Origin of the sequence: Pseudomonas sp. NPDC088322 (assembly GCF_044740745.1) — a bacterium.
GTDB lineage: Bacteria > Pseudomonadota > Gammaproteobacteria > Pseudomonadales > Pseudomonadaceae > Aquipseudomonas > Aquipseudomonas shirazensis.
Genome location: NZ_JBIURK010000004.1, coordinates 84,661 through 107,989, shown reverse-complemented (window position 1 = coordinate 107,989; position 23,329 = coordinate 84,661). Strand labels below are relative to the sequence as shown.

Below are 23,329 nucleotides of genomic sequence, written 5' to 3'. Positions count from 1 at the left end.
CGCCGGCTGACGCCAGTCGCAAAAAAAGGGGGTGGACGCCTAGGTGTCCACCCCTTTTCTTTGTCTGCAGTTTGCTCAGGCAAACGCCCTGCGGCGCTCAGGCTTCTTCTGAATAGGGGTGCTCGAATACCCTGGCCACTTCCGAGGCGTGCCAGGAGGCTGCTTCCATGCCATCGACCGGCCCGGTAAACCTGCCCAGGCGCTCGGCACATTCGAAAAAGCCGGTACGCGGCAGGCGGCTAGCGCCCTGGCTGATCACCAGCGAGCTGCGCAGCGGCTGTTCTGCGCGTGCGTCGATAGCGGCCAGATGCTCCAGCGCGGCGGTCAGCGTCTGCATGGCCGGGGTTGGCAGCTGCAGACGCTCGAGCAGGGCACGGTAGGTCAGCAGGTGGCGCTGGCGGCGGGCCATGTCCAGCTCGCCGAGCAGCCCATCCCAATGCTGGCGACTGATCCTGACGCCGCTCATGATGGCTCGCTCCAGCCAGCAATACCCAGGTGCCAGGCCAGGCTGCGCAGGATCGGCGCACCCGCTTCACGCTCGCCCGCTTCGATCATGGCCAGGTAGGCCGGACTGATGCCGACGCTGCGTGCCAGCGCTTCAGGGGCCAGGCCCTTGGCTTCACGCAGGCGGGCCAGCTCGCTGATTGCCGGCAGGCTGGCAGGCGCCGCAGCAGGCTCTGCTAGCGTCTGCTCTGCCTTGGCAAGGCTGGACGCAGGCGCCTGGCCGGCAGCGACCAGCAGGGCCTGATACTGCTCCCAGGGAATGACGGCGTATTCGGGCTTATCGTCCCGGCTGATGACCTGAATTTCCATTGCAAACCCCTCACGTAGGACTACTGCATGTAGCCCTTAGGCATAACCTTTATGCCAATTATATGACCAAGCGCGAGGGTCTGCGCGGATCAGGCTGAATTCAAGGCGTACCGCGCTCCAGGCGCAGGGCCTCGGGGGTGTCTGGCAGGCGCTCTACCACGCGCAAACGCTCTGGCGTCTGAGCGTCGCGCCAGGCCTTGAAACGGCGCAATTCGTCAGCCACGGTCTTCAATACCCAGCCGAGCACGGCGATGTCATCGAGAAAGCCGACGCCCAGCAGCCAGTCGGGGATCGCATCCAGCGGGCTGACGAAGTACAGCAGGCCGGCCACGATGGTCACCAGCGCCTTCGGGCTGATGGCGCGGTACTCGCCGCGCCACCAGGCCAGGCACAGGCTCTGCATCAAGCGCAGGTCTTCACGCAGTTGGCCAAGCTTGGGACCTTTGCGCGCGACCGCAAACAACAGCGCCGGCAACCGGCCACGGCTGAGCAGGCGCTCGGCGAGGGGCAGAAATCGGCTGAAATTCCAGGGTGCACTCATGGGGCCTCCAGGCGATGAGGTTATCCACATTTATTGTGGATAACCTTGTGAACAGGGCACAGTTTCCGCCGCCCCGTGCCGACAGGGCAAGGGTCGCGCTTAGATCGGGCGTTTTTTACCCAATCGTGACAGCTGCGCAAACGTTTTGCGTCGTTGGGCAGACATGTACCGGCCACCCAATCTCGGACAAGCAACGCCGGCCGAGGTTCGTCTGGGTGCCCGCAAAAACGACAACGCCCCGTCGAAACGGGGCGTTGTAGATACGCTAAGACTTACTGAGCCGGAGCTTCGGCTGGCGGCTCGGTGCCTTCGAGCTTGCTCGGATCTTTGATCGCCAGCAGTTCCAGGTCGAACACCAGTACCGAGTTGGCCGGGATCAGCGGGCTCGGGCTCTGTGCGCCGTAAGCCAGCTCAGCCGGGATGTACAGCTTGTACTTCTCACCGACATGCATCAATTGCAGGCCTTCGACCCAACCTGGGATCACACCGCTGACCGGCAGATCGATCGGGCTGCCGCGCTCGACCGAGCTGTCGAACACCTTGCCATCGATCAGCTTGCCTTCGTAGTGAACGGTCACAACGTCAGAGGCTTTTGGCTGTGGGCCATCGGCTTTCTTCACGACTTCGTACTGCAGGCCGGAAGCGGTGGTCACAACGCCCTGCTTCTTGGCGTTTTCTTCGAGGAACTTCTTGCCAGCCGATGCGGCTTCTTCGCTGGCTTTGGTCAGGCGCTCTTCGGCACGCTTTTGCAGCGCGGTGAAGGCCTCGACCAGTTCGTCATCCTTGATGCGCTGCTCTTTCTTGCTGACAGCGTCATCGATACCCATGGCGACTGCTTTCGAATCAAGGTCTTCCATGCCTTCCTGAGCCAGGCTCTTGCCCATGTTCAGGCCGATACCGTAGGAGGCTTTCTGTGCCGGGGTTTTCAGCTCGACGTCGCTGGTCTGAGCGTCGCAGCCCGCCAGAACCAAACTTACCAGGGCAACCGCAGCCGCCAAACGATGTTGTTTCATGCTAGTTCCTTGTTCATGCGCCATAAGGGCAATCAGGGTAAAGCCGCGAGCTTAGCAGGCGGTCGTTACCAATGGCTACCGGCATAGGAGCCGCTTGCGGGCAGTAAGTTCAGTAGGTGAAAGGTTGTTCATGGCAACGCTGCAGCCACTGGCCAGTATTGAGCCCAGATGCTACCTGCGGCGGGTATTGTGGCTATTTATGTCTGCCCTGCGAAACATGACAGATCCGTCAGGGATAAAGCCCTTCGCGGTACTCCCCGGCCAACTCGCGCAGCACCTCGCACACCCACTGCGCCGGAAGGCTCTGCGGCAGCGCGGCATTGCGGCAGATGCCCACCGAGCCACCCGGTTCGTAGATGCCAAGGTCCAGCTCGACCAGCTCGCCGCGGCCCAGGTCGATCAGCACCGCGTCACGCGGGGCGACCCAGACTGCATCGCTGCCCAGCAGGTAGCGCCGGCTCAGCGCCAGCGACAAGGTCTCCAGACGTTGCGCCGGCATGTGGATGCCGCACTGCACAAACAGGCTGTCGGCGTGTTGGCGGATGGTGGTGCCAAGCGGAGGCAACACCAGCGGATAGTCGCCAACCCGGCTGCGTTCGAGCGGCTGTAGCGCCAGCAGCGGATGGCCCGGACGCACCACCAGACTCATCGATTCGCTGTACAGGTGCTCGAATGACAAGCCCTGAATCTGCGGGCTGTCGGTCATGCGCCCGACTACCAACTCCAGCTCACCCAGGCGCAATTGGCCGAGCAACTGCGCACTGACCCCGGTGCTCACGCTGATCAGCAACGCCTGATGGCGCTGATGCAGGCGGCACAGCGCCTCCGGCATGAGCAGGCCTTCGACGGTCGAGAGCACGCCAATGCGCACCTGCGACGGCGCCCGCGCCTCGCCGCGCACACTGCTCACGCCATCGCGCAGGGCCTGCACGCTGGGGCCAGCGTAGCGCATGAAGCGCGTGCCAGCGGTGGTCAGCTCGACGCCCAACCGAGTGCGCTCGAACAGCCGCGTCTCGAGCAACTGCTCAAGCTCCTTGAGGGTCTTGGAAATCGCTGGCTGGCTGATCGCCAGAACGTCGGCCGCACGCGCCAGGCTGCCCTGGCGGGCGATTTCCAGAAAGCACAGCAAGTGGCGGTACTTGATTCGAGTGTCGAGATTCATGCGTAAGAGCAGCTCTGCCCGCGATCAGCGTCGGTCAGCCATCTTAGCGCATCGCCACCTCGACAGCCTCCCCTGCCAGGCGCACCGGCCAGGTCCGCAGCGCCTGCTGCGGGTCTTCCAGGCAGCGCCCGCTGCGCAGGCTGAAGTGCTGCTTGTACAACGGCGCCGCCACCGTCAGCTCGCCACCGATGCTACCGATCAGGCCGCGGCCGATGATATTGGCGCCCGAGCGCGGGTCGCGATTGGCCACGGCATAAAGCGGCTGAGCCTGGCCAGGCAGGTAGAACAGCGCCACCTGCTCGCCGTCCAGCCACACCACTACACCGGAATCGGCGACCAGATCGCCGCGCTGGCAAACTGTTTGCCAGTTGGGTTGTTGCGCTACTGCGACATTGCATGAGTTCATCAGACAGCCTCCTCGACAGTTGGGATCAGGTGCAGCGCGGCCACCGGCCGGCGTTGTTCGCGTTCACGCACAAAGTGCACGTCCGGGTCAGCGCGCTGGTCATTGACGAAGGTGCGGAACCGTTTGAGTTTTTCTGGATCGTTGAGGGCGTTGGCCCACTCGCATTCATACTGATCGACCACGTGCTGCATCTGCGCTTCGAGCTCGGCGCCAAGCAGCAGGCTGTCATCAAGGATCACCGCCTTGAGGTAATCCAGGCCACCTTCCAGGCCCTCGCGCCAGACCGAGGTGCGCTGCAGCTTGTCGGCAGTGCGGATGTAGAACATCAGCACGCGGTCGATCATGCGGATCAGGCTGTCGTCATCGAGGTCGGTGGCAAACAACTCGGCATGCCGCGGGCGCATGCCGCCGTTGCCGCAGACGTAGAGGTTCCAGCCCTTGTCGGTGGCGATCACGCCGATGTCCTTGCTCTGCGCCTCGGCGCACTCGCGGGTGCAGCCGGATACGGCAAACTTGAGTTTGTGCGGCGAGCGCAGGCCCTTGTAGCGGTCTTCCAGGCGCAGGGCCATGGCCACGCTGTCCTGCACGCCGTAGCGGCACCAGGTGCTGCCGACGCAGGATTTGACCGTACGCGTCGACTTGCCATAGGCATGACCGGTCTCGAAGCCCGCAGCGATCAGCTCGCCCCAGATCAGCGGCAGTTCGTGCAACTGCGCGCCGAACAGGTCGATGCGCTGACCGCCGGTGATCTTGGTATAGAGGTCGTATTTTTTCGCCACCTGGCCGATCACGATCAGCTTGTCCGGGGTTATCTCGCCACCGGGAATGCGCGGCACCACCGAGTAGGTGCCGTTTTTCTGCATGTTGGCCATGAAGGTGTCGTTGGTGTCCTGCAGCGGCACCAGCGCGGCGTCCATGATCGGCTGGTTCCAGCACGAGGCCAGGATCGAACCCACCGCCGGTTTGCAGATGTCACAGCCGACATGGCCTTTGCCGTGACGCTCGAGCAGCTCATTGAAAGTGCGGATGCCCTCGACCCGGACTAGCCCATAAAGCTCCTGGCGGGTATAGCCGAAGTGCTCGCACAGGCTCTTGTCGACGGTGACCCCACGGGCAGTCAACTCGTGCTCGAAGACCTGCTTGAGCAGCGCCGCGCAACCGCCGCAACCGCTGGCCGCCTTGGTGCAACTCTTGACCGCGGCGAGGTCGCTGCAGCCGCTGTCGATGGCCGCACAGACCGCGCCCTTGCTGACGTTGTGGCAGGAGCAGATGGTCGCCGTATCGGGCAAGGCATCGGCACCCAGCGCCGGCGCGCCGCCGCCCTGCGGCAGGATCAGCGTGGCCGGATCAGCTGGCAGGGCAATGCCGTTCTGGCAGTACTGCAGCAGGGTGTCGTAGTAGCTGTTGTCACCGACCAGCACCGCGCCGAGCACGTGCTTGCCGCTGGCATCGACCACCAGCCGGCGATAGGCCGCGTTGGCCTCGTCGATGAAGCGGTAACTGCGCGCGCCAGGAGTCGCGCCGTGGGCGTCGCCGATCGAGCCGACATCGACTCCAAGCAGCTTGAGTTTGGTTGACATGTCGGCGCCGGTGAACGGGGTGGACGTTTCACCAAGCAACAGCGCAGCAAGGTTGCGCGCCATGCTGTAACCGGGCGCGACCAGGCCGAACACGCTGCCATTCCACGAGGCGCACTCGCCGATGGCGAAGATCTGCGGGTCGCTGCTGCGGCAATCGTGGTCGATCGCCACCCCGCCACGCGCACCAATCTCCAGGCCGCAGGCGCGGCCGAGGGCGTCTTGTGCGCGGATACCGGCAGAGAACACGATCAGGTCGGTTTCAAGATACTCGCCACCGTCGAAATTCATTCGATAGCGGTACTCACTGCCGGTGCTGATCGACTGGGTGGCGCGTGACACATGCACCCCCACGCCCAGCGCCTCGATCTGCGCCTTCAATGCCGCGCCGCCTTCGCTGTCGAGCTGCACCGGCATCAAGCGCGGCGCGAACTCCACCACGTGTGCTTCCAGGCCCAGCGACTTCAAGGCGTTGGCCGCCTCGAGGCCCAGCAAGCCGCCACCGACCACCACACCCCGGCGGCTGCCGCTGGCGGCGGCGCGAATGGCGTCAAGGTCATCCAGAGTGCGGTAGACCAGCCGCGACGTGCCGCTGGAGCCTTCGACTGGCGGCACGAACGGATAAGAGCCGGTGGCCAGGACCAACTGGTCGTAGCCATAACGGCCCTCTGCGGTGACCACTTCACAGCGCTCGCGATCGATCTCGAGCACGCCCTCGCCGAGGTGCAGGTGCACGCCGTGGCGATCGTAGAAATCCGCCTCGCACATGGCCAGCGTTTCGCTGTCGCTGCCGGCGAAGTACTCTGAGAGATGTACGCGATCGTAGGCGCGCTGACGCTCCTCGCCGAATACGCGCACCTCGAAGCGCGCCAGTGCGCCGCGCTCGACCAGTTGCTCGACGCAGTGATGGCCGACCATGCCGTTGCCGACGATGACCAGTCGCTGAAGTTGTCCGCCGTTCGCTGTTGCCTGCATAGCCGATCCTCGATCACGGGTTGGCGGGGTTGGCCGCCGCAAAGACAAAAAAAAACGCCTGGAGCCGAAGCTCCAGGCGCCTTTGCCTGTTCTCATCTGGGTGAGGCCCCTGATTGATCGCCGTTGATCAGTGGGGCGTGTTGTAGCTGGGTCAAAGCAGGGACTGTGCCAGTTCTGGGGTATTGAGGTGAACCATGGGTCCGCTTTGCGGCCCTTTCCGACCGGTCCGGCGCCCCGGCAAGGCCGCTACAGGGGATCGGCGCGGGTGCAGACGGTAGTGGCGAGAAAGTCGATGCGCCGCCTATCGGGGATTTTCGACTCGTCTTGGTGCACGTGTCCCCATCCTGGGGCACGGCGCTGCGGTGGCAAGGCTGGGTGCCATGGGGATATGCTGCAGCCTGATTCAAGCGAGGTCTTTGAAGCGCCAATGTCCCAAGTCATCCTCAAGACAGCCGAACAACTCGAGCTGATGCGCCGCGCCGGCCAGTTGCTGGCGCAAGTGTTTGCCGAACTCGACGGCTTCATCCGCCCCGGCGTGACCACGATGCAGATCAACGACCATGCCGAGGCGTTCATCGTCCAGACCCTGCGCGCCAGGCCGGCCAGCAAGGGCCAGTACGGTTTCCCCTATTCGCTGAACACTTCGGTCGATCACGTCGTCTGTCACGGCATGCCCGAGGCTGACGAAGTGCTCGCTGAAGGCTCGATCGTCAACGTCGACATCACCCTGGAACAAGGCGGTTATATCGCCGACTCGTCGAAGATGTACCGCATCGGCGCGATCAGCGCTGAAGCCGAGCGGTTGGTAGAAACCACTTATGACGCGCTCTGGCGCGGCATCGAGCAAGTTCGCCCGGGGGCCACTCTTGGCGACATCGGCCACGCCATTCAGAGCACCGCCGAAGCGGCCGGCTACAGCGTAGTACGTGAATACTGTGGCCACGGCATCGGCCAGCAGATGCACGAAAAACCGGAAATCCTCCACTTCGGCCAACGCGGCATGGGCATGAAGCTCAAGCCGGGCATGGTCTTCACCATCGAGCCGATGATCAACCAGGGCGCGCGCGGCACCCGCGAACTGAAAGATGGCTGGACGGTCATCACCCGCGACGGCGCGCTGTCGGCGCAGTGGGAACACACCGTTGCGGTCACTGCTGACGGTTATGAAGTGCTGACCCTGCGCGAGGAAGAACGTCTGGCCGGAAAAACGGTCAGCTGAAGCGCCATCCCGAGCAGGTCATTTGCCGCCGTGCTGGCCGCTATTTACAATCGCCACCCGCAAGGCCGGCCGTCATCCCTGTTCTGCGCCGGCCCAGGAGTCCGTGTCATGGAAGAAACCGCGCAGCATTGGCTGCATGCCTTGTCCGCGCCGATGGCTGCCCTCAACGGTGCCAGCTACACCGCGCCGGACTATCACGAGGGCGACGACCAGAGCGACCTCGAACGCTGGTGGGGCATCAGCAACCGTGCGCAGTTGCTGGACATGCTCGGCATGGCTGACAACGGCCACGCCACCGAGCTGTCCGAAGCCTACTGGCAGTTCCAGCGCTGCTTGCCCAGCCAATGGCAAGCGCTGCTCGAGCGCCTGCCCGAACGGGACCGGATCAAGTACCAGTACGCCGCCCGCACCTACCCGGACTGCGGCCCCGGCGGCACCCGCGCCTGGGACCTGGGGCGGATGAGCTTTCTGCTGCGCGCCGGGCTGAAAAAGTCCTATATCACTGCCGAAGAAAGCCTCTACCTGCATTACCGCCTGGCCTTGCGTGCCCGCCATTACTACAACAGCTGGGACGGCTACCTGGCCGGCTACCTGTTCGGCAAGGCGCTGTGGAACGTCTCTGACAGCAGCGACCAGGCACTCGCCACCGAACTCGAACGCCAGGGCAATGAGCACTGGAACCGCTGCATCCTGCTCAACCTGCGTCTGGGTGCCAGCGAGCTGCTGGCCAGCCTCAGCTGGGATCTGCCATTACCTGAACCGGAACGCCCGGCATCGCTGGAAGAGGACTGCTGGTCATGAGTTGCTGGATACGCCTTGGCCTGGAACCGACCCAGGACCTCAATCTGATCCGCCAGGCCTACCGCGGACTGCTGCCGGCACATCATCCGGAAACTGACCCGCAAGGTTTCCAGGCGCTGCGCGAGGCCTACGAACAAGCGCTGCGCCTGGCCCGTGAAAGCGAGGCCGACGCCGCGCCAGTGGTCGAAGCCGAAGCCAGAGCTGACGAGATGTCAGGCGCATTGCGCGGTTTTCACCGGTTGCTGGAAGACCCCACCCTGCGTTTCGATCCCGCCGCCTGGCAGGGCTACATCGCCGAGCTCGACGAACTGCCGTTGGACGAACTGGAACAACTGAGCTGGCAGCTGCTGCATGAACTGCGCAGCTGCGGGCCGATTTCGCACCGCTGCGCCGGCCTGCTGGCACAGCGCCTGGGTTGGGCTGAACAGTTGCTGCGCCTGCAAGACCCGCAGGAGGTCGAAGCATTCCTCCAGCGCCTGAGCGAACCCGATCCGTTCGATACCAGCCTGATGCGCGACTGGCCACCCGCTGCGCAATTGGAGACGCTGTGGTACTTCCGCAGCCTGGAATACTGCTTCAATCAGCGCCCGCTGTTCGAGTACGAGCAGTTCGTACAGGCACACACCTGCCTCGCCTTCCCCAACGACGAGGCTCTGCTGCAACGCCTGCTGGTGCAGTTCTGCCAGGCCGGGATCGGCAGCCAGACCCTGCACGCGCAGGTGCAGCAGCAACTGCAACAGGCGCCCGACGATGTCGACCTGCTGTACCTGCTGGCGCGCCAGGCCGAGGCGCTTGGCGCTGAACAGCAGGCACTGGAATGCTGGCTGCGGCTGTGGCGCGAACATCGCCACCCGCAGGCCGAGCGCTGGCTGCTCAACCTGTGCGCACGGCACCAGCCGCAGCGCTTGCCGCTGCTGATCCAGGCGTTCGACTTGCAGACCCCGTGCGACAGCTGGCCGGCCGACCTCGCCGACCCGGCGCAGGCCTGGGGTAGCCCGTCGCAGAGCCCGCAGACCTTGTCGCGCTGGCTCGAAGCGGCGCGGCTTGAACTGGGCGACATTGCCGCGACATTCATCGATTGGCGCCTGGACGGTGACGACGAATTGCCGCTGCTGGCCTGGTTGCTGCAGGAGCAGCCGGACGCAGACTTGCAGCGCTTGTACTGGCTGGCCTGGGCCCTGCAACGCGGTGAAGCCGAGCTGCTGCGTCTGGTAGTCGCTGAACCAGCGCGGGAAGACACTCTCGATAACCTGATCCTCGAAGGCTTGCAGGCGCAAGCGGCACAGCAACTGCGCTGGCTCGCACAGTCGCCGGTGGTGCAGGCATTGGTAGACCTCTGCGCAGCCAATGATCCACGCGCACAGTTGCCTGAAGCGCTCGGTGAAGACGCCATCCGCCCGGTCTGCCGCGAGTGGCTGCGGCGTATGCGGGTGTATCCCGAGCACGCCCTGCATGAACTCAACAGCCAGTTCGACATGCGCCGCATGTTCACCCGGCCGTTCGCCCTGCAGACGCAGGAAGCCCTGGCCGCCCATGGCGCGCCACTGCCAGCGCCGGCAGCAGGCGAATCACTGTGGGCCTGGCACCGTCAGCAGCTGTTCATGCTGGCGCTGTTCGACCAGCCAAGCCGCTGGCTGGCGTTGATCGACCCGCAACTGCCCGGGCAACTGCACTACCCTGCCGAGCACCCGTTTGCCTCGCTGCACAGCGCGCTGCTGCAGGCCATCGCCGGGCCGCATGGCAGCAGCGATGTGCTGGCCGCGCTGGACTACAACGAGCCGCTGCAAGGCCTGCTCGCCAGCCGCGTGCTGAGCCTGCGCACGGCCCTCGACAGCAGCCGCCTGCCCACCGCTGCGCAGTTGCTGACCTGCCTGGAAAACGAACCGGCGGTGCTCGACGATTACCCGCTGGGCAAAATGCTGTTCTGCGCCGTGCTCTATCACGATCGCAGCCTCGACGAAGCCCAGCGCACCCGCCTGCGCGATCGCCTCGAGGCGCTGTACATCGAGGACTACTGGTACGAGCCGTTACGCCGTAGCCTGGTGGCCGGCAAGTGCACACATCCAAGCGGGCAGCTACTGCGCAAACAAGGGATGGCCAGCGCCCCGTTCAACGACGCTCTGGATGCGCTCGATAGCCTGCTCAATGACTGCGCACCGCCGAAAACGCGGTTGTTGCGTAGATTGCAGAAAGCCAAGGACAACGTCGACCTCGACCCCGGCCTGCGCTGCGCGATCATGGCGTTGCTGGGCTGGACCGAGCGCATGCTGCGCAACAACAGCAAGCAGGTGGCGCAGCCAATGTGGGCGGTGTGGAAGCTCAACAGCCGCCTCGACCGCAAGGGCTTCGGCCTGCATCTGTTAGCGGTGATCGCCTGCGGCAGCCTGATGACCTTGCTGCCGGCGATGGCAGCGCCGATGGTGCTACTGATGGTCAGCGCCATGCTGCGGCGCCTGCGCGATCTTGGCCAGGGCGTGCCGGTGCTGATCCTGCTTGTGGTGCTCAGCCGGGTGCTGCCGGTGGTGCCGCTGATACTGGTGAGCCTACCGGGCGACAAACTGCCCAACCGCTATGGGCCAGTGCCGGGCAAGGCGGCCGATCTGGAGGGTGGTTTGCAGGCGGCCTTGCGCCGGATGAACGGCTAGCCATCACCCTGAGCAAGGCAACGGGCCGCAGTGCGGCCCGAGCCAAGGTCAGTAACGCAGCTCGTCCAGCGCCTGGCTCAATTGCTGGCGCTGGCGGCTGATCTCGCCGGCCTGCTGCCCGGCCAACACTCCGTTGAACGTATCCAGCCAGCTGCCGATCAGCTCGCGCTCATCGCCCAGGCTCTGCATCCAGGCCCGCTCCAGCCGCGCCAGCAAGGTCCGGTTGGGCAAGGCATCGCGTGGGTGAATCTTCAGCCGCGACAAGCGCTCATGGCTGGCCTGGCGCGCGTCCTGATCCAGCCCGGTCGGGCTGCGGTCAATGCTGTGGCTGTGTTTGAGGCCGGTTTCGATGAATGTCACATCGACTTCAAGCAAGCCGTTGATGTCGTAGCTGAAACGCACGTCCAGTGACTGAATCTGCCCGGTCGACTGCAGCGGGACCTCGAAACTGTCGACCAGAATATTGTCGCGCACCCAGGGACGCTCGCCTTGGTATACCGCGATACGCACGGTTTTTTGCTCCGGGTGAGTGCTGTAGAAGCGCTCGACCCGTGAGGTGGGGATCACCGTATTACGTTCGATGATCGGCGAAAACGCGCCGGCGCTCTGCTCGCCACGCTGCGAGGCAATGCCCAGGGTATAAGGGCACACGTCGGTCAGGATCAATTCGTCGATGGCCGCATCGCGGGCCTTGCAAGCCGCCTGGCTGGCGGCGCCAAGGGCGACGATGGTGTCTGGGTCCAGGTGCCGGTACGGCAGCCGGCCAAACAGCTTGGCCACCAACTGCTGCACCTGCGGCATGCGCGTGGCGCCGCCGACCAGCACCAGGCTGTCGAGCTCCTTGGGGCTCAAGCGCGCATCGCGCAGGGCCTGTTCGATCGGTGCGCGCACCCGAGCCAGCAACGGCGCCCAGATGCCCTGCAGCTTGAGCTCGTCGAGCTGCCACTCACGGGCCTGGCCGTCGCCTTGCCAGGTCAAGGTCGATTGACCCTCACCCAGCGCATGTTTGAACTGGTCGATGGCGTCGTGCAGGCTGGCCAGCGCCTGTGGCTCGAGCTGCTCGAGTTTGAGCCCCCAGTCGCGCAGGCACGCCAGCAACAATGCATCGGTAAAGTCTTCACCGCCCAGATAGTTGTCACCGGTGGAGGCATGCACTTCGATCAGCGGCAGCGCGTATTCCAGCACGGTCACATCGAAGGTGCCGCCGCCCAGGTCGAACACCAGTGTGCGCTCGAACTTTTGTTCGTGCAGGCCGTAGGCCATGGCTGCTGCGGTTGGTTCGTTGATCAGCCGCTGCACCTTGAGCCCGGCCAACTCTGCGGCAAACACCGTGCGCTTGCGCTGCTCGTCACTGAAGTAGGCTGGAACCGAGATAACCGCTTCGCTGACCGGGCAGCCCAGATACGCTTCGGCATCCTGCTTCAAGGCACCCAGCACCAGCGCCGACAGTTCTTCAGGGGTGAAGCGATGTTCCCCCAGCTCGAAGCGCTTGTCGCTGCCCATGAACCGTTTGAACGCAGCTGCGCTGCGCAGCGGATGGGTGGTCAGGCGGGCTTTGGCGGCTTTGCCGACCAGAATACTGCCATCGTCATCGACGCTGACCACCGATGGCGTCAGTACGTCGCCGAGGGCATTGGCGATCAGTTGGGCTTGGCCATCCTGCCATACGGCGATCAGGCTGTTGGTGGTGCCCAAGTCGATACCGAGCAAGGGCGCCGCAGCGGCGGGCGTTGGAGAGGTACTGGCATCCTGCATGGTCGGTCTCTTGCGTGCAATGAAGAGCCGGAGCACAGCCTGCTGGCCGCGACCGGCGGACAAGGCATTCTGACGCAATGCCAGAAACAAAAAAAGCGACCCTAAGGTCGCTTTCTCTGTCGCTTCAAGGTGTTCAGTGGGCCTTGAAGCTCAATATGGCGCAGCGGACGGGACTCGAACCCGCGACCCCCGGCGTGACAGGCCGGTATTCTAACCGACTGAACTACCGCTGCGCTATACATCGAGTGGTGGGTGATGACGGGATCGAACCGCCGACCCTCTGCTTGTAAGGCAGATGCTCTCCCGGCTGAGCTAATCACCCTTCGTCTCGGTGTGGCGCGCATTCTACGGAGGACGTACCACCCTGGCAAGCACTTTTTTCAAATAATTTTGCAGGCCTTTCAAGGACCTAGCGCTATCAGGCTTTTATTGACCATTAACCGCCTGATGGCCCTCTGACAGGGTTGGCCGCATGGCCCCAGTCGGAGAATAATGCCCGCCTTATGCATTAAGGAGAGATCTACCCCCATGTGGTTCAAGAACCTGCTGACCTACCGCCTGACCCAGGAAGTCCCATTCGAGCCTGAGGCACTGGAAACTGCCCTGGCCAGCAAGCCGGCCCGTCCGTGCGCCAGCCAGGAGCTGACCACCTATGGTTTCGTCGCGCCGTTCGGCAAGGGTGAAGACGCCCCGCTGGTGCACGTCAGCGGCGAGTACCTGCTGATTGCCGCGCGCAAGGAAGAGCGCATCCTGCCCAGCAGCGTGGTCAACGACGCGGTCAAAGAAAAGATCGAAGAGATCGAGACCGAGCAGATGCGCAAGGTCTATAAGAAAGAACGCGACCAGATCAAGGACGAGATCATCCAGGCCTTCCTGCCACGCGCCTTCATTCGTCGCTCGATGATCTTTGCCGCCATCGCTCCGCGCCAGGGCCTGATCCTGGTCAACTCGGCCAGCGCCAAGCGCGCCGAAGACCTGCTGTCGACCCTGCGTGAAGTGATGGGCTCGCTGCCGGTACGCCCGGTCACCGTGAAGGCTGCGCCTAGCGCAACCATGACCGAGTGGGTCACTTCGCAGGCGGCTGAGGACTTCCATGTCTTGGACGAGTGCGAGCTGCGTGACACCCACGAAGACGGTGGCATCGTCCGCTGCAAGCGCCAGGACCTGAAAAGCGACGAGATCCAGCTGCACCTGGGCAATGGCAAGGTCGTCACCCAGCTGGCCTTGGCCTGGCAGGACAAGCTGTCGTTCGTACTCGACGACAAGACCGTGATCAAGCGCCTGAAATTCGAAGAACTGCTGCAAGAGCAGGCCGAGCAGGACGGCGGTGAAGAAGCCCAACAGCAGTTCGATGCGAGCTTCCTGCTGATGATGATGACCTTCAAGGAATTCCTGCCGGCGCTGTTCGACGCGCTGGGTGGTGAAGACATTCCGCAGGGCGTCTGATTGCGGCGTGGGGTTGCCCGCGCAGCCCCACCTGCATCGATTGGCTACTTAATAGAAGAACAAGGATTGCCCCATGCGTGCCCTCGCCGCCCTCAGCCGCTTCGTCGGCAACACCTTCGCCCTCTGGGTATTACTGTTTGCCTGCCTGGCGTTCCTGCAGCCGCAATGGTTCATCGGCCTGAAGGTAGCCATCGTGCCGCTGCTCGGGCTGGTGATGTTCGGCATGGGCCTGACCCTCAAGCTCGACGACTTCGCCGCCCTCGCCCGCCAGCCCTGGCGGGTTGCGCTTGGGGTGGTCGCGCACTTTGTGATCATGCCGGGCATGGCCTGGCTGCTGTGTCAGCTGTTCCATCTTCCGGCAGAGATTGCCGTCGGTGTCATTCTGGTCGGTTGCTGCCCGAGTGGCACGGCCTCGAACGTGATGGTCTGGCTGTCCAAGGGTGACCTGGCGCTGGCGGTGGCGATCGCGGCGGTGACTACCCTGCTGGCGCCGTTGCTGACACCTGCGCTGATCTGGTTCCTGGCCTCGGCCTGGTTGCCGGTTTCGTTCATGGACATGTTCTGGTCGATCCTGCAGTTGGTGATGCTGCCGATCATTCTCGGTGTCCTCGCCCAGCGCTTGCTGGGCGCACGGGTGCAGACTGCGGTGCAGGTGCTGCCGCTGGTATCGGTGGTGAGCATCGTAATGATCGTCTGCGCGGTAGTTGCGGCCAGCCAGGCGAAGATCGCCGAGTCGGGGTTGCTGATCATGGCGGTGGTGATACTGCATAACAGCTTTGGCTATTTGCTTGGCTACCTCACCGGTAAGCTGTGCAAGTTGCCGCTGGCTCAGCGCAAGTCGCTGGCGCTGGAAGTTGGCATGCAGAACTCGGGGCTAGGCGCGGCGTTGGCGGCGGCGCATTTTTCGCCGTTGGCGGCGGTGCCGAGCGCGTTGTTCAGTGTGTGGCACAACATTTCTGGTGCGTTGCTTTCGACCTGGTTCCGGCGCATGCGGGAGCCGGGGCATACCCGGGTTGAAACCAGGCCCGAGGCTCATTGACTTGCCTTGGTAAACGCACTTGTGCAATATAGTGCACACGTGAGGACGACCTCACCACGCACTGCGTGACCAGCCTGGGGACGGCCCCATCCTTAATAAGATGGAGACTCACAGATGTCCTGGATCATTCTGTTTTTCGCCGGCCTGTTCGAAGTGGGCTGGGCGGTGGGTTTGAAATATACCGACGGGTTTACCCGGCCGTTGCCTACTGTGCTTACGGTGGGGGCGATGGTGATCAGCCTTGGCTTGCTGGGGTTGGCCATGAAGGAGTTGCCGCTAGGGACTGCTTACGCCATCTGGACCGGGGTGGGGGCGGTCGGTACGGTGATTGCCGGGATTATCCTGTTTGGGGAGTCGATGGCTTTGATTCGGCTGCTTAGTGTGGCTTTGATCATTACTGGGTTGGTGGGGTTGAAGGTTAGTGCTAGCTGATGGAGTGACTGGCGGTTTTGGGCACTATCCATTTGATTTGGCGGCTGTTCGGCCCCCTTTCGCCCTTACGGCGAGTCCCTTTTGGTCGTACTGCGTCCGCGGCAAAACGAACCAAAAGCCGTCGCTCCCACATACAGCCCCTGCACTGCGGGGTTCCCTCTCTCCAGTATTGCTCCCGGGAGGACCGCGCTGAACGGGCCCTCCTGGCCCGCAGCGCTTGCCGGGGTCGCTTCGCGACACAAGGCCGCTCCTACAGGCAACGCGTAATTGCATCATGCGCGGTCAAAATGTAGGAGCGGCCTTGTGTCGCGAAAGGGCCGCAGAGCGGCCCCAGCTCTCGATCTGCGCCAGCGCAGCGCAGGGGCCGGATGTGGAGCCAAACGTTTTTTGTGGTTACTTTTCTGGCGCGTTTGCCAAACAAGTCACTCGCCGTAGGGGCGAAAGGAGCCCTAACAGCCACCACAAAAAACGGATAAGCCCCCAGTCCAGAAAACCCTCAACGCCGCCCCCCACGCAACCCCAAAACCCGCTCCCGCAATACCTCAGGCCCCGCCAAATCCCCAACAACAGCCTCCCCAGCCACAATGGTCACCCGCGACCACAGCCGCTTGAACAGGCCCTTGGCCGGATCGCGGCTGAAGAAACTCCCCCACAACCCTTGCAAGGCCAGCGGAATCACCCGTACCGGGGTTTCCTGCAGAATCCGCGTGACGCCACTCTTGAACTCATCGATCTCACCATCGGCCGTCAGTTTGCCCTCAGGGAAGATACACACCACCTCACCCGCCGTCAGAGCCGCAGCGATGCGCGCGAAGGCCCGCTCATAGGTGGCTTCATCCTCACCTCGCCCAGCAATCGGGATCGCCCCAGCGGTGCGGAAGATGAAGTTGAGCACCGGCAAGTTATAGATCTTGTAGTACATGACAAACCGAATCGGCCGGCGAATCGCCCCAGCGATCAACAGCGCATCGACGAACGACACATGGTTGCACACCAGCAGCGCCGCCCCCTCATCAGGAATACGCTGCAGGTCCCGATGCTCGACCCGATACATCGAGTGACTCAGCAGCCAGATCAAGAAGCGCATGGTGAATTCAGGCACGATGCTGAAGATATAAGCGTTAACGGCAATATTAAGCAGCGACACCACCAGAAACAGCTGTGGAATGGTCAGCTCGACCACGCTCAACAGCACAATGGTGACCAACGCCGACACCACCATGAACAACGCATTGAGAATGTTGTTGGCAGCAATCACCCGCGCCCGCTCACCCTCGGCAGTCCGCGCCTGGATCAGCGCATAAAGCGGCACGATATAGAACCCGCCAAACACCCCAAGACCAACGATCGACAGCATGATCCACCAAGCCTGGTGCATGCCCAACAACGCCAGCCAGTCGTGCGCCACGTCGGTGCTCGGCACATCGCCCGAATGCCACCACCAGAGCAGGCCGAACAAGGTCAGGCCGAACGAGCCGAACGGCACCAGGCCGATCTCCACCTTGCGCCCACTGAGCCGCTCGCACAGTAGCGAACCCACCGCGATGCCTACTGAGAACAACGTCAGTACCAGCGTCACCACCGTCTCGTCGCCGTGCAGCCAGTCCTTGGCGTAGGCCGGGATCTGGGTCAGATAGATAGCCCCGACAAACCAGAACCACGAGTTGCCGACAATCGAGCGCGACACCGCCGGCGTCTGCCCAAGCCCCAAGCGCAAGGTTGCCCAGGACTGCTTGAAGATGTTCCAGTCGAGCTTCATCTGCGGCGCCACCGCAGCAGCGCGCGGGATCCAGCGGCTGGCCAGATAGCCGAGCACGGCGGTGCCGACGATGCCGCCGGCGACCACCGTTGCATAGCTGCTGGACGACATCATCACCCCAGCGCCAATGGTGCCCGCCAGAATAGCCAGGAACGTGCCCATCTCGACCAGGCCATTACCACCGACCAACTCGTCCTCGCGCAGCGCCTGCGGCAGGATCGAATACTTGACCGGCCCAAACAGCGCCGAGTGGGTGCCCATGGCGAACAGCGCCAGCAGCATCAGCACCAGGTGATTGCTGACAAAACCCACCGCGCCGATCGCCATGATGATGATCTCGGCCAGCTTGATCGCCCGTATCAGCGCATCCTTGGCGAACTTCTCGCCAAACTGGCCGGCCAGTGCCGAGAACAGGAAGAACGGCAGAATGAACAGCAGCGCGCACAGGTTGACCCAGATCGAGCGGTCGCCCTCAAGGCTGAGCTTGTACAGGATCGCCAGGATCAACGACTGCTTGAACAGGTTGTCATTGAACGCGCCCAGTGACTGGGTGATGAAAAACGGCAAGAAGCGCCGCTTGCCGAGCAAGGTAAATTGCGAGGGGTGACTCATCAATCGATTCCCTGAGTGATGCCGGTGGCTGTTTGTTGATTAGAATGCACCTGAGCGTCATTGCGCCACATCCAGATGCAGGTCGCCTGCACTCAGGCCGCACTGCGACGACACGCCACTGCGACCATGGTCGACGCTGACGACGCGCAAGGCACATGCCAGACTTGTTCACCGGGCCCACGCTCTACCCTATTGCTGCGGAGTTTTCATGTCGTTGTCCAGCGGGCTGATCGCCGTGGTCGCCCTGGTCTATATGGCCATCATGTTCGCCATCGCCTTTTACGGCGACCGCCGCAGCACGCCTCTGCCGCCGCGCCTGCGCGCCTGGGTATATAGCCTGTCGCTGGCCGTGTACTGCACCAGCTGGACATTCTTTGGCGCGGTCGGCCAGGCCGCCGAACAGCTCTGGGCGTTCTTGCCGATCTATCTGGGGCCGGTGCTGCTGTTGGTGTTCGCGCCGCAGGTCGTGCAGAAGATGGTGCTGATCAGCAAGCAGCAGAACATCACCTCGATTGCCGACTTCATCGCCGCACGCTATGGCAAGTCGCAGAGCCTGGCGGTGGTGGTGGCGCTGATCTGCCTGGTCGGCGTACTGCCCTACATTGCCTTGCAACTGAAGGGCATCGTGCTCGGCGTCAACCTGTTGATCGGCGCCAATGCCGATGCCACCGGCACCCGTGTGCAAGACACCGCACTGGTGGTGTCATTGGTGCTGGCGCTGTTCTCGATCGTGTTCGGCACGCGCAGCCTGGACGTCACCGAGCACCACCGCGGCATGGTCCTGGCGATTGCCTTCGAGGCGCTGGTCAAGCTGCTGGCGTTTCTTGCCGTGGGCGTGTTCGTGGTGTTCAACCTGTATGACGGCTTCGACGACCTGTTCACCCAGGCGCGCCAGTCGGTGCAGTTGGAGAATTACTGGCAGGAGACCATCAACTGGCCGTCGATGGTGGTCCAGACCGGGGTGGCAATGATGGCGATCATCTGTCTGCCGCGGCAATTCCATGTCACCGTGGTCGAGAACATCGAAGCGCAGGACCTGCGCACGGCGCGCTGGGTGTTCCCGATGTACCTGGTACTGGCAGCGCTGTTCGTGGTGCCGATTGCCCTGGCTGGGCAGATGCTGCTGCCGGGCACGGTGATCTCCGACTCGTTCGTGATCAGCCTGCCACTGGCCGAAGCGCATCCAAGCCTGGCCTTGCTGGCCTTTATCGGCGGCGCCTCGGCGGCTACCGGCATGGTCATCGTCGAGGCGGTGGCGCTGTCGACCATGGTCTCCAACGACATGCTGCTGCCGTGGCTGCTGCGGCGCAAAAACGCCGAGCGCCCGTTCGAAGCGTTCCGCCACTGGATGCTCTCGGTGCGCCGGGTGACCATCGTGGTAATCCTGTTGCTGGCGTATGTCAGTTACCGCCTGCTGGGCTCCACCGCGAGCCTGGCGACCATTGGCCAGATCGCCTTCGCTGCGGTCACCCAGCTGACCCCGGCGATGCTCGGCGCGCTGTACTGGAAGCAGGCCAACCGCCGTGGCGTATTCGCCGGACTGGCGGCGGGGATCTTCCTCTGGTTCTACACCCTGGTGCTGCCGATTACCGCGCACAGCCTGGGCTGGTCGCTGCAACTGTTCCCAGGCCTGACCTGGCTCGACAGCAACCCACTGAACCTGCCGATCACGCCACTGACCCAAGGTGTGGTGCTGTCGCTGGCGGGCAACTTCATCCTGTTTGCCTGGGTCTCGATCCTGTCGCGCACGCGCGTGTCCGAGCACTGGCAGGCGGGCCGGTTCATCGGCCAGCAAACCAGTGAGCGGCCCAACAGCCGTTCGCTGCTGGCGGTGCAGATCGACGACCTGCTCAACCTCGCCGCCCGCTTTGTCGGCGAAGAACGCGCCCGGCAGAGCTTCATTCGCTTCGCCTACCGCCAGGGCAAGGGCTTCAACCCCAACCAGAACGCCGATGGCGACTGGATCGAACACACCGAACGGCTACTCGCCGGCGTACTCGGCACCTCCTCGACCCGCGCCGTGGTCAAGGCTGCCATCGAAGGCCGCGACATGCAGCTGGAAGACGTGGTGCGCATCGCCGACGAGGCCAGCGAGGTGCTGCAGTTCAACCGTGCGTTGCTTCAGGGTGCCATCGAGAACATCAACCAGGGCATCAGCGTGGTTGACCAGAACCTGCACCTGGTGGCCTGGAACCGGCGTTATCTGGAGCTGTTCAACTACCCTGAGGGGCTGATCAGCGTTGGCCGGCCAATCGCCGATATCATCCGCTACAACGCCGACCGCGGCCTGTGCGGCCCGGGCGAGGCGCAGGTGCATGTGGCGCGCCGGCTGCACTGGATGCGCCAGGGTCGGGCGCACACCTCCGAGCGGCTGTTCCCCAATGGTCGGGTGATCGAGCTGATCGGCAACCCGATGCCGGGTGGTGGTTTTGTCATGAGCTTTACCGACATCACCCCGTTCCGCGAGGCCGAGCAGGCCCTCAAAGAGGCCAACGAAGGCCTCGAACAACGGGTCGCCGAACGCACCCATGAGTTGTCCCAGCTCAACCAGGCGCTGACCGAGGCGAAGAGCCGGGCCGAGGCCGTAAGCCAGTCGAAAACCCGATTCCTCGCCGCGGTCAGTCATGACTTGATGCAGCCGCTCAACGCTGCACGCTTGTTCTCGGCAGCGCTGTCGCAGCAAGCCGAGGGCATGAGCAGCGAGTCCCAGCAACTGGTGCAGCACATGGACAGCTCACTGCGTTCGGCTGAAGAGCTGATCAGCGACCTGCTGGACATCTCGCGCCTGGAAAACGGCAAGATCACTCCCGACGTGAAAGCCTTTGCCCTGAGCGATCTGTTCGACGCGCTGGGCGCCGAGTTCAAAGTGCTGGCGGCAGAAAAGGGCCTGGAGTTCCGTGTCCGTGGCAGCCGCCTGCGGGTGAACAGCGACATCAAGCTGCTGCGCCGGGTGCTGCAGAACTTCCTGACCAATGCCCTGCGTTACGGCAAAAGCCCGATCCTGTTTGGCGTGCGCCGCCAGGGCGGCCGGCTATGGCTGGAAGTGTGGGACCGCGGCCCGGGCATCACCGACGACAAACTGCAGGTGATCTTCCAGGAGTTCAAGCGCCTGGACAGCCACCAGACCCGCGCCGAAAAAGGTCTGGGCCTGGGCCTGGCGATCGCCGATGGTCTGTGCCGGGTACTCGGCCATGCCCTGGAGGTGCGCTCGTGGCCGGGCAAGGGCAGCGTGTTCCGCGTCAGTGTGCCGATTGCCAGCGGCAGCGTCGCGCCGGCTGCAGCCGTTGAACAGCAGCCGGGGCAACCGCTGGCGGGCCTGCAGGTGCTGTGTGTCGACAACGAAGACAGCATCCTGCTCGGCATGAACAGCCTGCTCAGCCGCTGGGGCTGTCAGGTCTGGACTGCGCGCAATCGTCAGGAATGCGAAGCGCTGCTGGCCAATGGCATGCGCCCGCACCTGGCGCTGGTCGACTTTCACCTGGATGAAGGCGACACCGGCACCGAGCTGATGGCCTGGCTACGCACGCGCCTCGGTGAGCCGGTGCCGGGTGTGGTGATCAGCGCCGATGGCCGCAGCGAAACCATTGCCATGGTCCACGCCGCCGGCCTCGATTACCTGGCCAAGCCGGTCAAGCCAGCCGCCTTGCGCGCTCTGCTCAACCGCCATCTGAGCCTGGTTCAGTAAGCGCTTCGTCACTCAAGGCGCGCTCCAGCAAGTCCGCCGGCAGGCTCTTGCTGGCCCGCGCCCCGAGCAACTTGAGCTGCTCACTGCGGCTGATCAGGTTGCCACGCCCTTCACAGAGCTTGTTGCGCGCAGCGGAGTAAGCCTTGTCGACCTGCTGCAAGCGACTGCCGAGCTCGTCCAGATCCTGGATGAACAAGACGAACTTGTCGTACAACCAGCCGGCCCGCTCGGCGATTTCCCGCGCGTTCTGGCCCTGGCGCTCCTGCTTCCAGAGGCTGTCGATCACGCGCAGGGTGGCCAGCAAGGTGGTAGGGCTGACAATCACGATCTGCCGATCGAAGGCCTCCTGGAACAGGTTCGGCTCGGCCTGCAATGCCGCGGAGAAAGCCGCTTCGATCGGCACGAACAGCAGCACGAAATCGAGGCTATGCAGCCCCTCGAGGCGGCTGTAGTCCTTGCCGGACAAGCCTTTGACGTGGCTGCGCAGCGATTGCACATGCTGCTTGAGCGCCGCTTCGTCATTGCCGCTGACCCACTGCTGATAGGCCGTCAGGCTGACTTTGGCGTCGACCACCACCTGCTTGTCGCCGGGCAGCATGATCAGCACGTCTGGCTGAAAGCGCTCGCCGTCGGCGCTTTTCAGGCTGACCTGGGTTTGATACTCGCGGCCCTTCTCCAGCCCTGCGTGTTCGAGGACCCGCTCAAGAATCAGCTCGCCCCAGTTGCCTTGGGTCTTTTGCCCTTTGAGCGCCTGGGTGAGGTTGGTGGCTTCATCCGACAGGCGCAGGTTGAGCTGCTGCAGACGCTCCAGCTCCTTGCTCAGCGAGAAGCGCTCACGGGCCTCCTGCTGGTAGGTTTCGTCGACGCGCTTCTCGAAGGCATGGATACGTTCCTTGAGCGGATCAAGTAACTGTCCGAGTTGCTGCTGGCTGGTCTGGGTGAAGCGCTGCTCGCGCTCGTCGAAGATCTTTGTAGCCATTTCGGCGAACTGCGCGCGCAGCGTGTCGCGGGCCTCTTGCAGGTCTTCCAGGCGCTGCTGATGGCTCTCCTGCTGCTCGCGCAGCTCGGCTTGCAAGCCGGCGGCATGGGCTTCCAGGCGGCGCAGCTCGGACTCGCGGTTGCTGCGTTCGAGTTGCCAGGCATGGGCGGCGTCGCGGGCATTGTCACGCTCGACCTGCAGCAGTTCGACTTCGCGGCCCTGGGCGGCCAGGCTGGCCTGCTTGGCGCTATTGGCCTCGGCCAGGTCGCTGATTTCGTCACGGCTGGCGTCAAGCTGGGCCTGCAGCCCTTGCTGCGCGAGCAATGCCGTGCTCAGGCGCTCTTCGAGCAAGGCCCATTGGCGCTGCTGGGCAGCATGGCGCTGCTGTAGGTGCCAGACCCAGCCTAGGCAAGGAATTGCCGCTGCTACAAGGCCCAGCACGATGCTGAGCAGATCGACCGCCATAGCTA

The 23,329-nt window shown here is 63.5% G+C and carries 17 protein-coding genes and 2 tRNA genes; 7 read left to right on the top strand and 12 right to left on the bottom strand.

Going from position 1 to position 23,329, the window contains the following annotated elements; genetic code table 11:
* Positions 1-97 precede the first annotated feature (97 nt).
* The 7 genes from ACIOAU_RS11280 to nirB all read right to left on the bottom strand — a co-directional run bounded on the left by ACIOAU_RS11280 (position 98) and on the right by nirB (position 6,487).
* Positions 98-466 carry a hypothetical protein gene (locus tag ACIOAU_RS11280; protein ID WP_150572542.1) on the bottom strand — a complete coding sequence of 123 codons (369 nt, stop codon included), beginning with the start codon at positions 464-466 and terminating at the stop codon, positions 98-100.
* On the bottom strand, positions 463-813 hold the full coding sequence (locus ACIOAU_RS11275) for a helix-turn-helix transcriptional regulator (protein WP_150572541.1): 351 nt from the start codon (positions 811-813) through the stop codon (positions 463-465). Before ACIOAU_RS11275 ends, ACIOAU_RS11280 begins: the two co-directional genes overlap by 4 nt.
* Before the next feature lie 100 nt (positions 814-913).
* On the bottom strand, positions 914-1,354 hold the full coding sequence (locus ACIOAU_RS11270; protein ID WP_401181964.1) for a YkvA family protein: 441 nt from the start codon (positions 1,352-1,354) through the stop codon (positions 914-916).
* 272 nt (positions 1,355-1,626) lie between these two features.
* Entirely contained in the window at positions 1,627-2,367 is a 741-nt protein-coding gene (locus ACIOAU_RS11265; protein WP_401181961.1) for an FKBP-type peptidyl-prolyl cis-trans isomerase, read from the bottom strand.
* Between the two features lie 229 nt (positions 2,368-2,596).
* Complete coding sequence (pcaQ, locus tag ACIOAU_RS11260; protein ID WP_101321705.1) at positions 2,597-3,529, bottom strand: pca operon transcription factor PcaQ; 933 nt, start codon at positions 3,527-3,529, stop codon at positions 2,597-2,599.
* 43 nt (positions 3,530-3,572) lie between these two features.
* Entirely contained in the window at positions 3,573-3,935 is a 363-nt protein-coding gene (gene nirD / locus ACIOAU_RS11255; protein WP_101321706.1) for a nitrite reductase small subunit NirD, read from the bottom strand.
* Positions 3,935-6,487 carry a nitrite reductase large subunit NirB gene (gene nirB / locus ACIOAU_RS11250; protein WP_401181958.1) on the bottom strand — a complete coding sequence of 851 codons (2,553 nt, stop codon included), beginning with the start codon at positions 6,485-6,487 and terminating at the stop codon, positions 3,935-3,937. Before nirB ends, nirD begins: the two co-directional genes overlap by 1 nt.
* A gap of 427 nt (positions 6,488-6,914) precedes the next feature.
* Between nirB and map the strand changes: the two genes are divergently transcribed.
* From map to ACIOAU_RS11235, 3 genes are all read left to right on the top strand, one after another.
* The gene (gene map / locus ACIOAU_RS11245) at positions 6,915-7,706 is read left to right on the top strand and encodes a type I methionyl aminopeptidase (protein WP_401181955.1); all 792 of its coding nucleotides are present in this window, start codon (positions 6,915-6,917) and stop codon (positions 7,704-7,706) included.
* Positions 7,707-7,814: 108 nt separating this feature from the next.
* On the top strand, positions 7,815-8,507 hold the full coding sequence (locus ACIOAU_RS11240; RefSeq protein WP_401181952.1) for a DUF1266 domain-containing protein: 693 nt from the start codon (positions 7,815-7,817) through the stop codon (positions 8,505-8,507).
* The gene (locus tag ACIOAU_RS11235; protein WP_401181949.1) at positions 8,504-11,152 is read left to right on the top strand and encodes a molecular chaperone DnaJ; all 2,649 of its coding nucleotides are present in this window, start codon (positions 8,504-8,506) and stop codon (positions 11,150-11,152) included. Before ACIOAU_RS11240 ends, ACIOAU_RS11235 begins: the two co-directional genes overlap by 4 nt.
* 48 nt (positions 11,153-11,200) lie before the next feature.
* On the opposite strand, the gene ACIOAU_RS11230 is transcribed toward ACIOAU_RS11235, so the two are convergent.
* The 3 genes from ACIOAU_RS11230 to ACIOAU_RS11220 form a co-directional block, all read right to left on the bottom strand.
* Positions 11,201-12,907, bottom strand: coding sequence for a molecular chaperone HscC (locus ACIOAU_RS11230; protein ID WP_150572535.1), 1,707 nt, complete (start codon positions 12,905-12,907; stop codon positions 11,201-11,203).
* A 156-nt stretch (positions 12,908-13,063) separates the two neighbouring features.
* Positions 13,064-13,140, bottom strand: a tRNA-Asp gene (locus ACIOAU_RS11225).
* 13 nt (positions 13,141-13,153) lie between these two features.
* Positions 13,154-13,229 (bottom strand) — tRNA-Val (locus tag ACIOAU_RS11220).
* 206 nt (positions 13,230-13,435) lie between these two features.
* Between ACIOAU_RS11220 and rdgC the strand changes: the two genes are divergently transcribed.
* The 3 genes from rdgC (at position 13,436) to sugE (ending at position 15,824) form a co-directional block, all read left to right on the top strand.
* Positions 13,436-14,353 carry a recombination-associated protein RdgC gene (gene rdgC, locus ACIOAU_RS11215; protein WP_401181946.1) on the top strand — a complete coding sequence of 306 codons (918 nt, stop codon included), beginning with the start codon at positions 13,436-13,438 and terminating at the stop codon, positions 14,351-14,353.
* Between the two features lie 73 nt (positions 14,354-14,426).
* Positions 14,427-15,392 (top strand): bile acid:sodium symporter family protein, encoded by a 966-nt coding sequence (locus ACIOAU_RS11210; protein ID WP_401181943.1) that lies wholly within the window; start codon positions 14,427-14,429, stop codon positions 15,390-15,392.
* Positions 15,393-15,506: 114 nt separating this feature from the next.
* Positions 15,507-15,824 carry a quaternary ammonium compound efflux SMR transporter SugE gene (gene sugE, locus ACIOAU_RS11205; protein ID WP_101321713.1) on the top strand — a complete coding sequence of 106 codons (318 nt, stop codon included), beginning with the start codon at positions 15,507-15,509 and terminating at the stop codon, positions 15,822-15,824.
* 496 nt (positions 15,825-16,320) lie between these two features.
* Here the strand turns inward: sugE and ACIOAU_RS11200 are convergent, their stop codons facing one another.
* Entirely contained in the window at positions 16,321-18,195 is a 1,875-nt protein-coding gene (locus tag ACIOAU_RS11200) for an MFS transporter (protein ID WP_401181940.1), read from the bottom strand.
* A 208-nt stretch (positions 18,196-18,403) separates the two neighbouring features.
* Between ACIOAU_RS11200 and ACIOAU_RS11195 the strand changes: the two genes are divergently transcribed.
* On the top strand, positions 18,404-21,880 hold the full coding sequence (locus ACIOAU_RS11195) for a NahK/ErcS family hybrid sensor histidine kinase/response regulator (protein ID WP_401181937.1): 3,477 nt from the start codon (positions 18,404-18,406) through the stop codon (positions 21,878-21,880).
* Here the strand turns inward: ACIOAU_RS11195 and rmuC are convergent.
* Entirely contained in the window at positions 21,852-23,210 is a 1,359-nt protein-coding gene (gene rmuC, locus ACIOAU_RS11190) for a DNA recombination protein RmuC (RefSeq protein WP_178080838.1), read from the bottom strand. The two genes, ACIOAU_RS11195 and rmuC, sit on opposite strands and share 29 nt — an antisense overlap.
* Between the last annotated feature and the right edge of the window lie 119 nt (positions 23,211-23,329).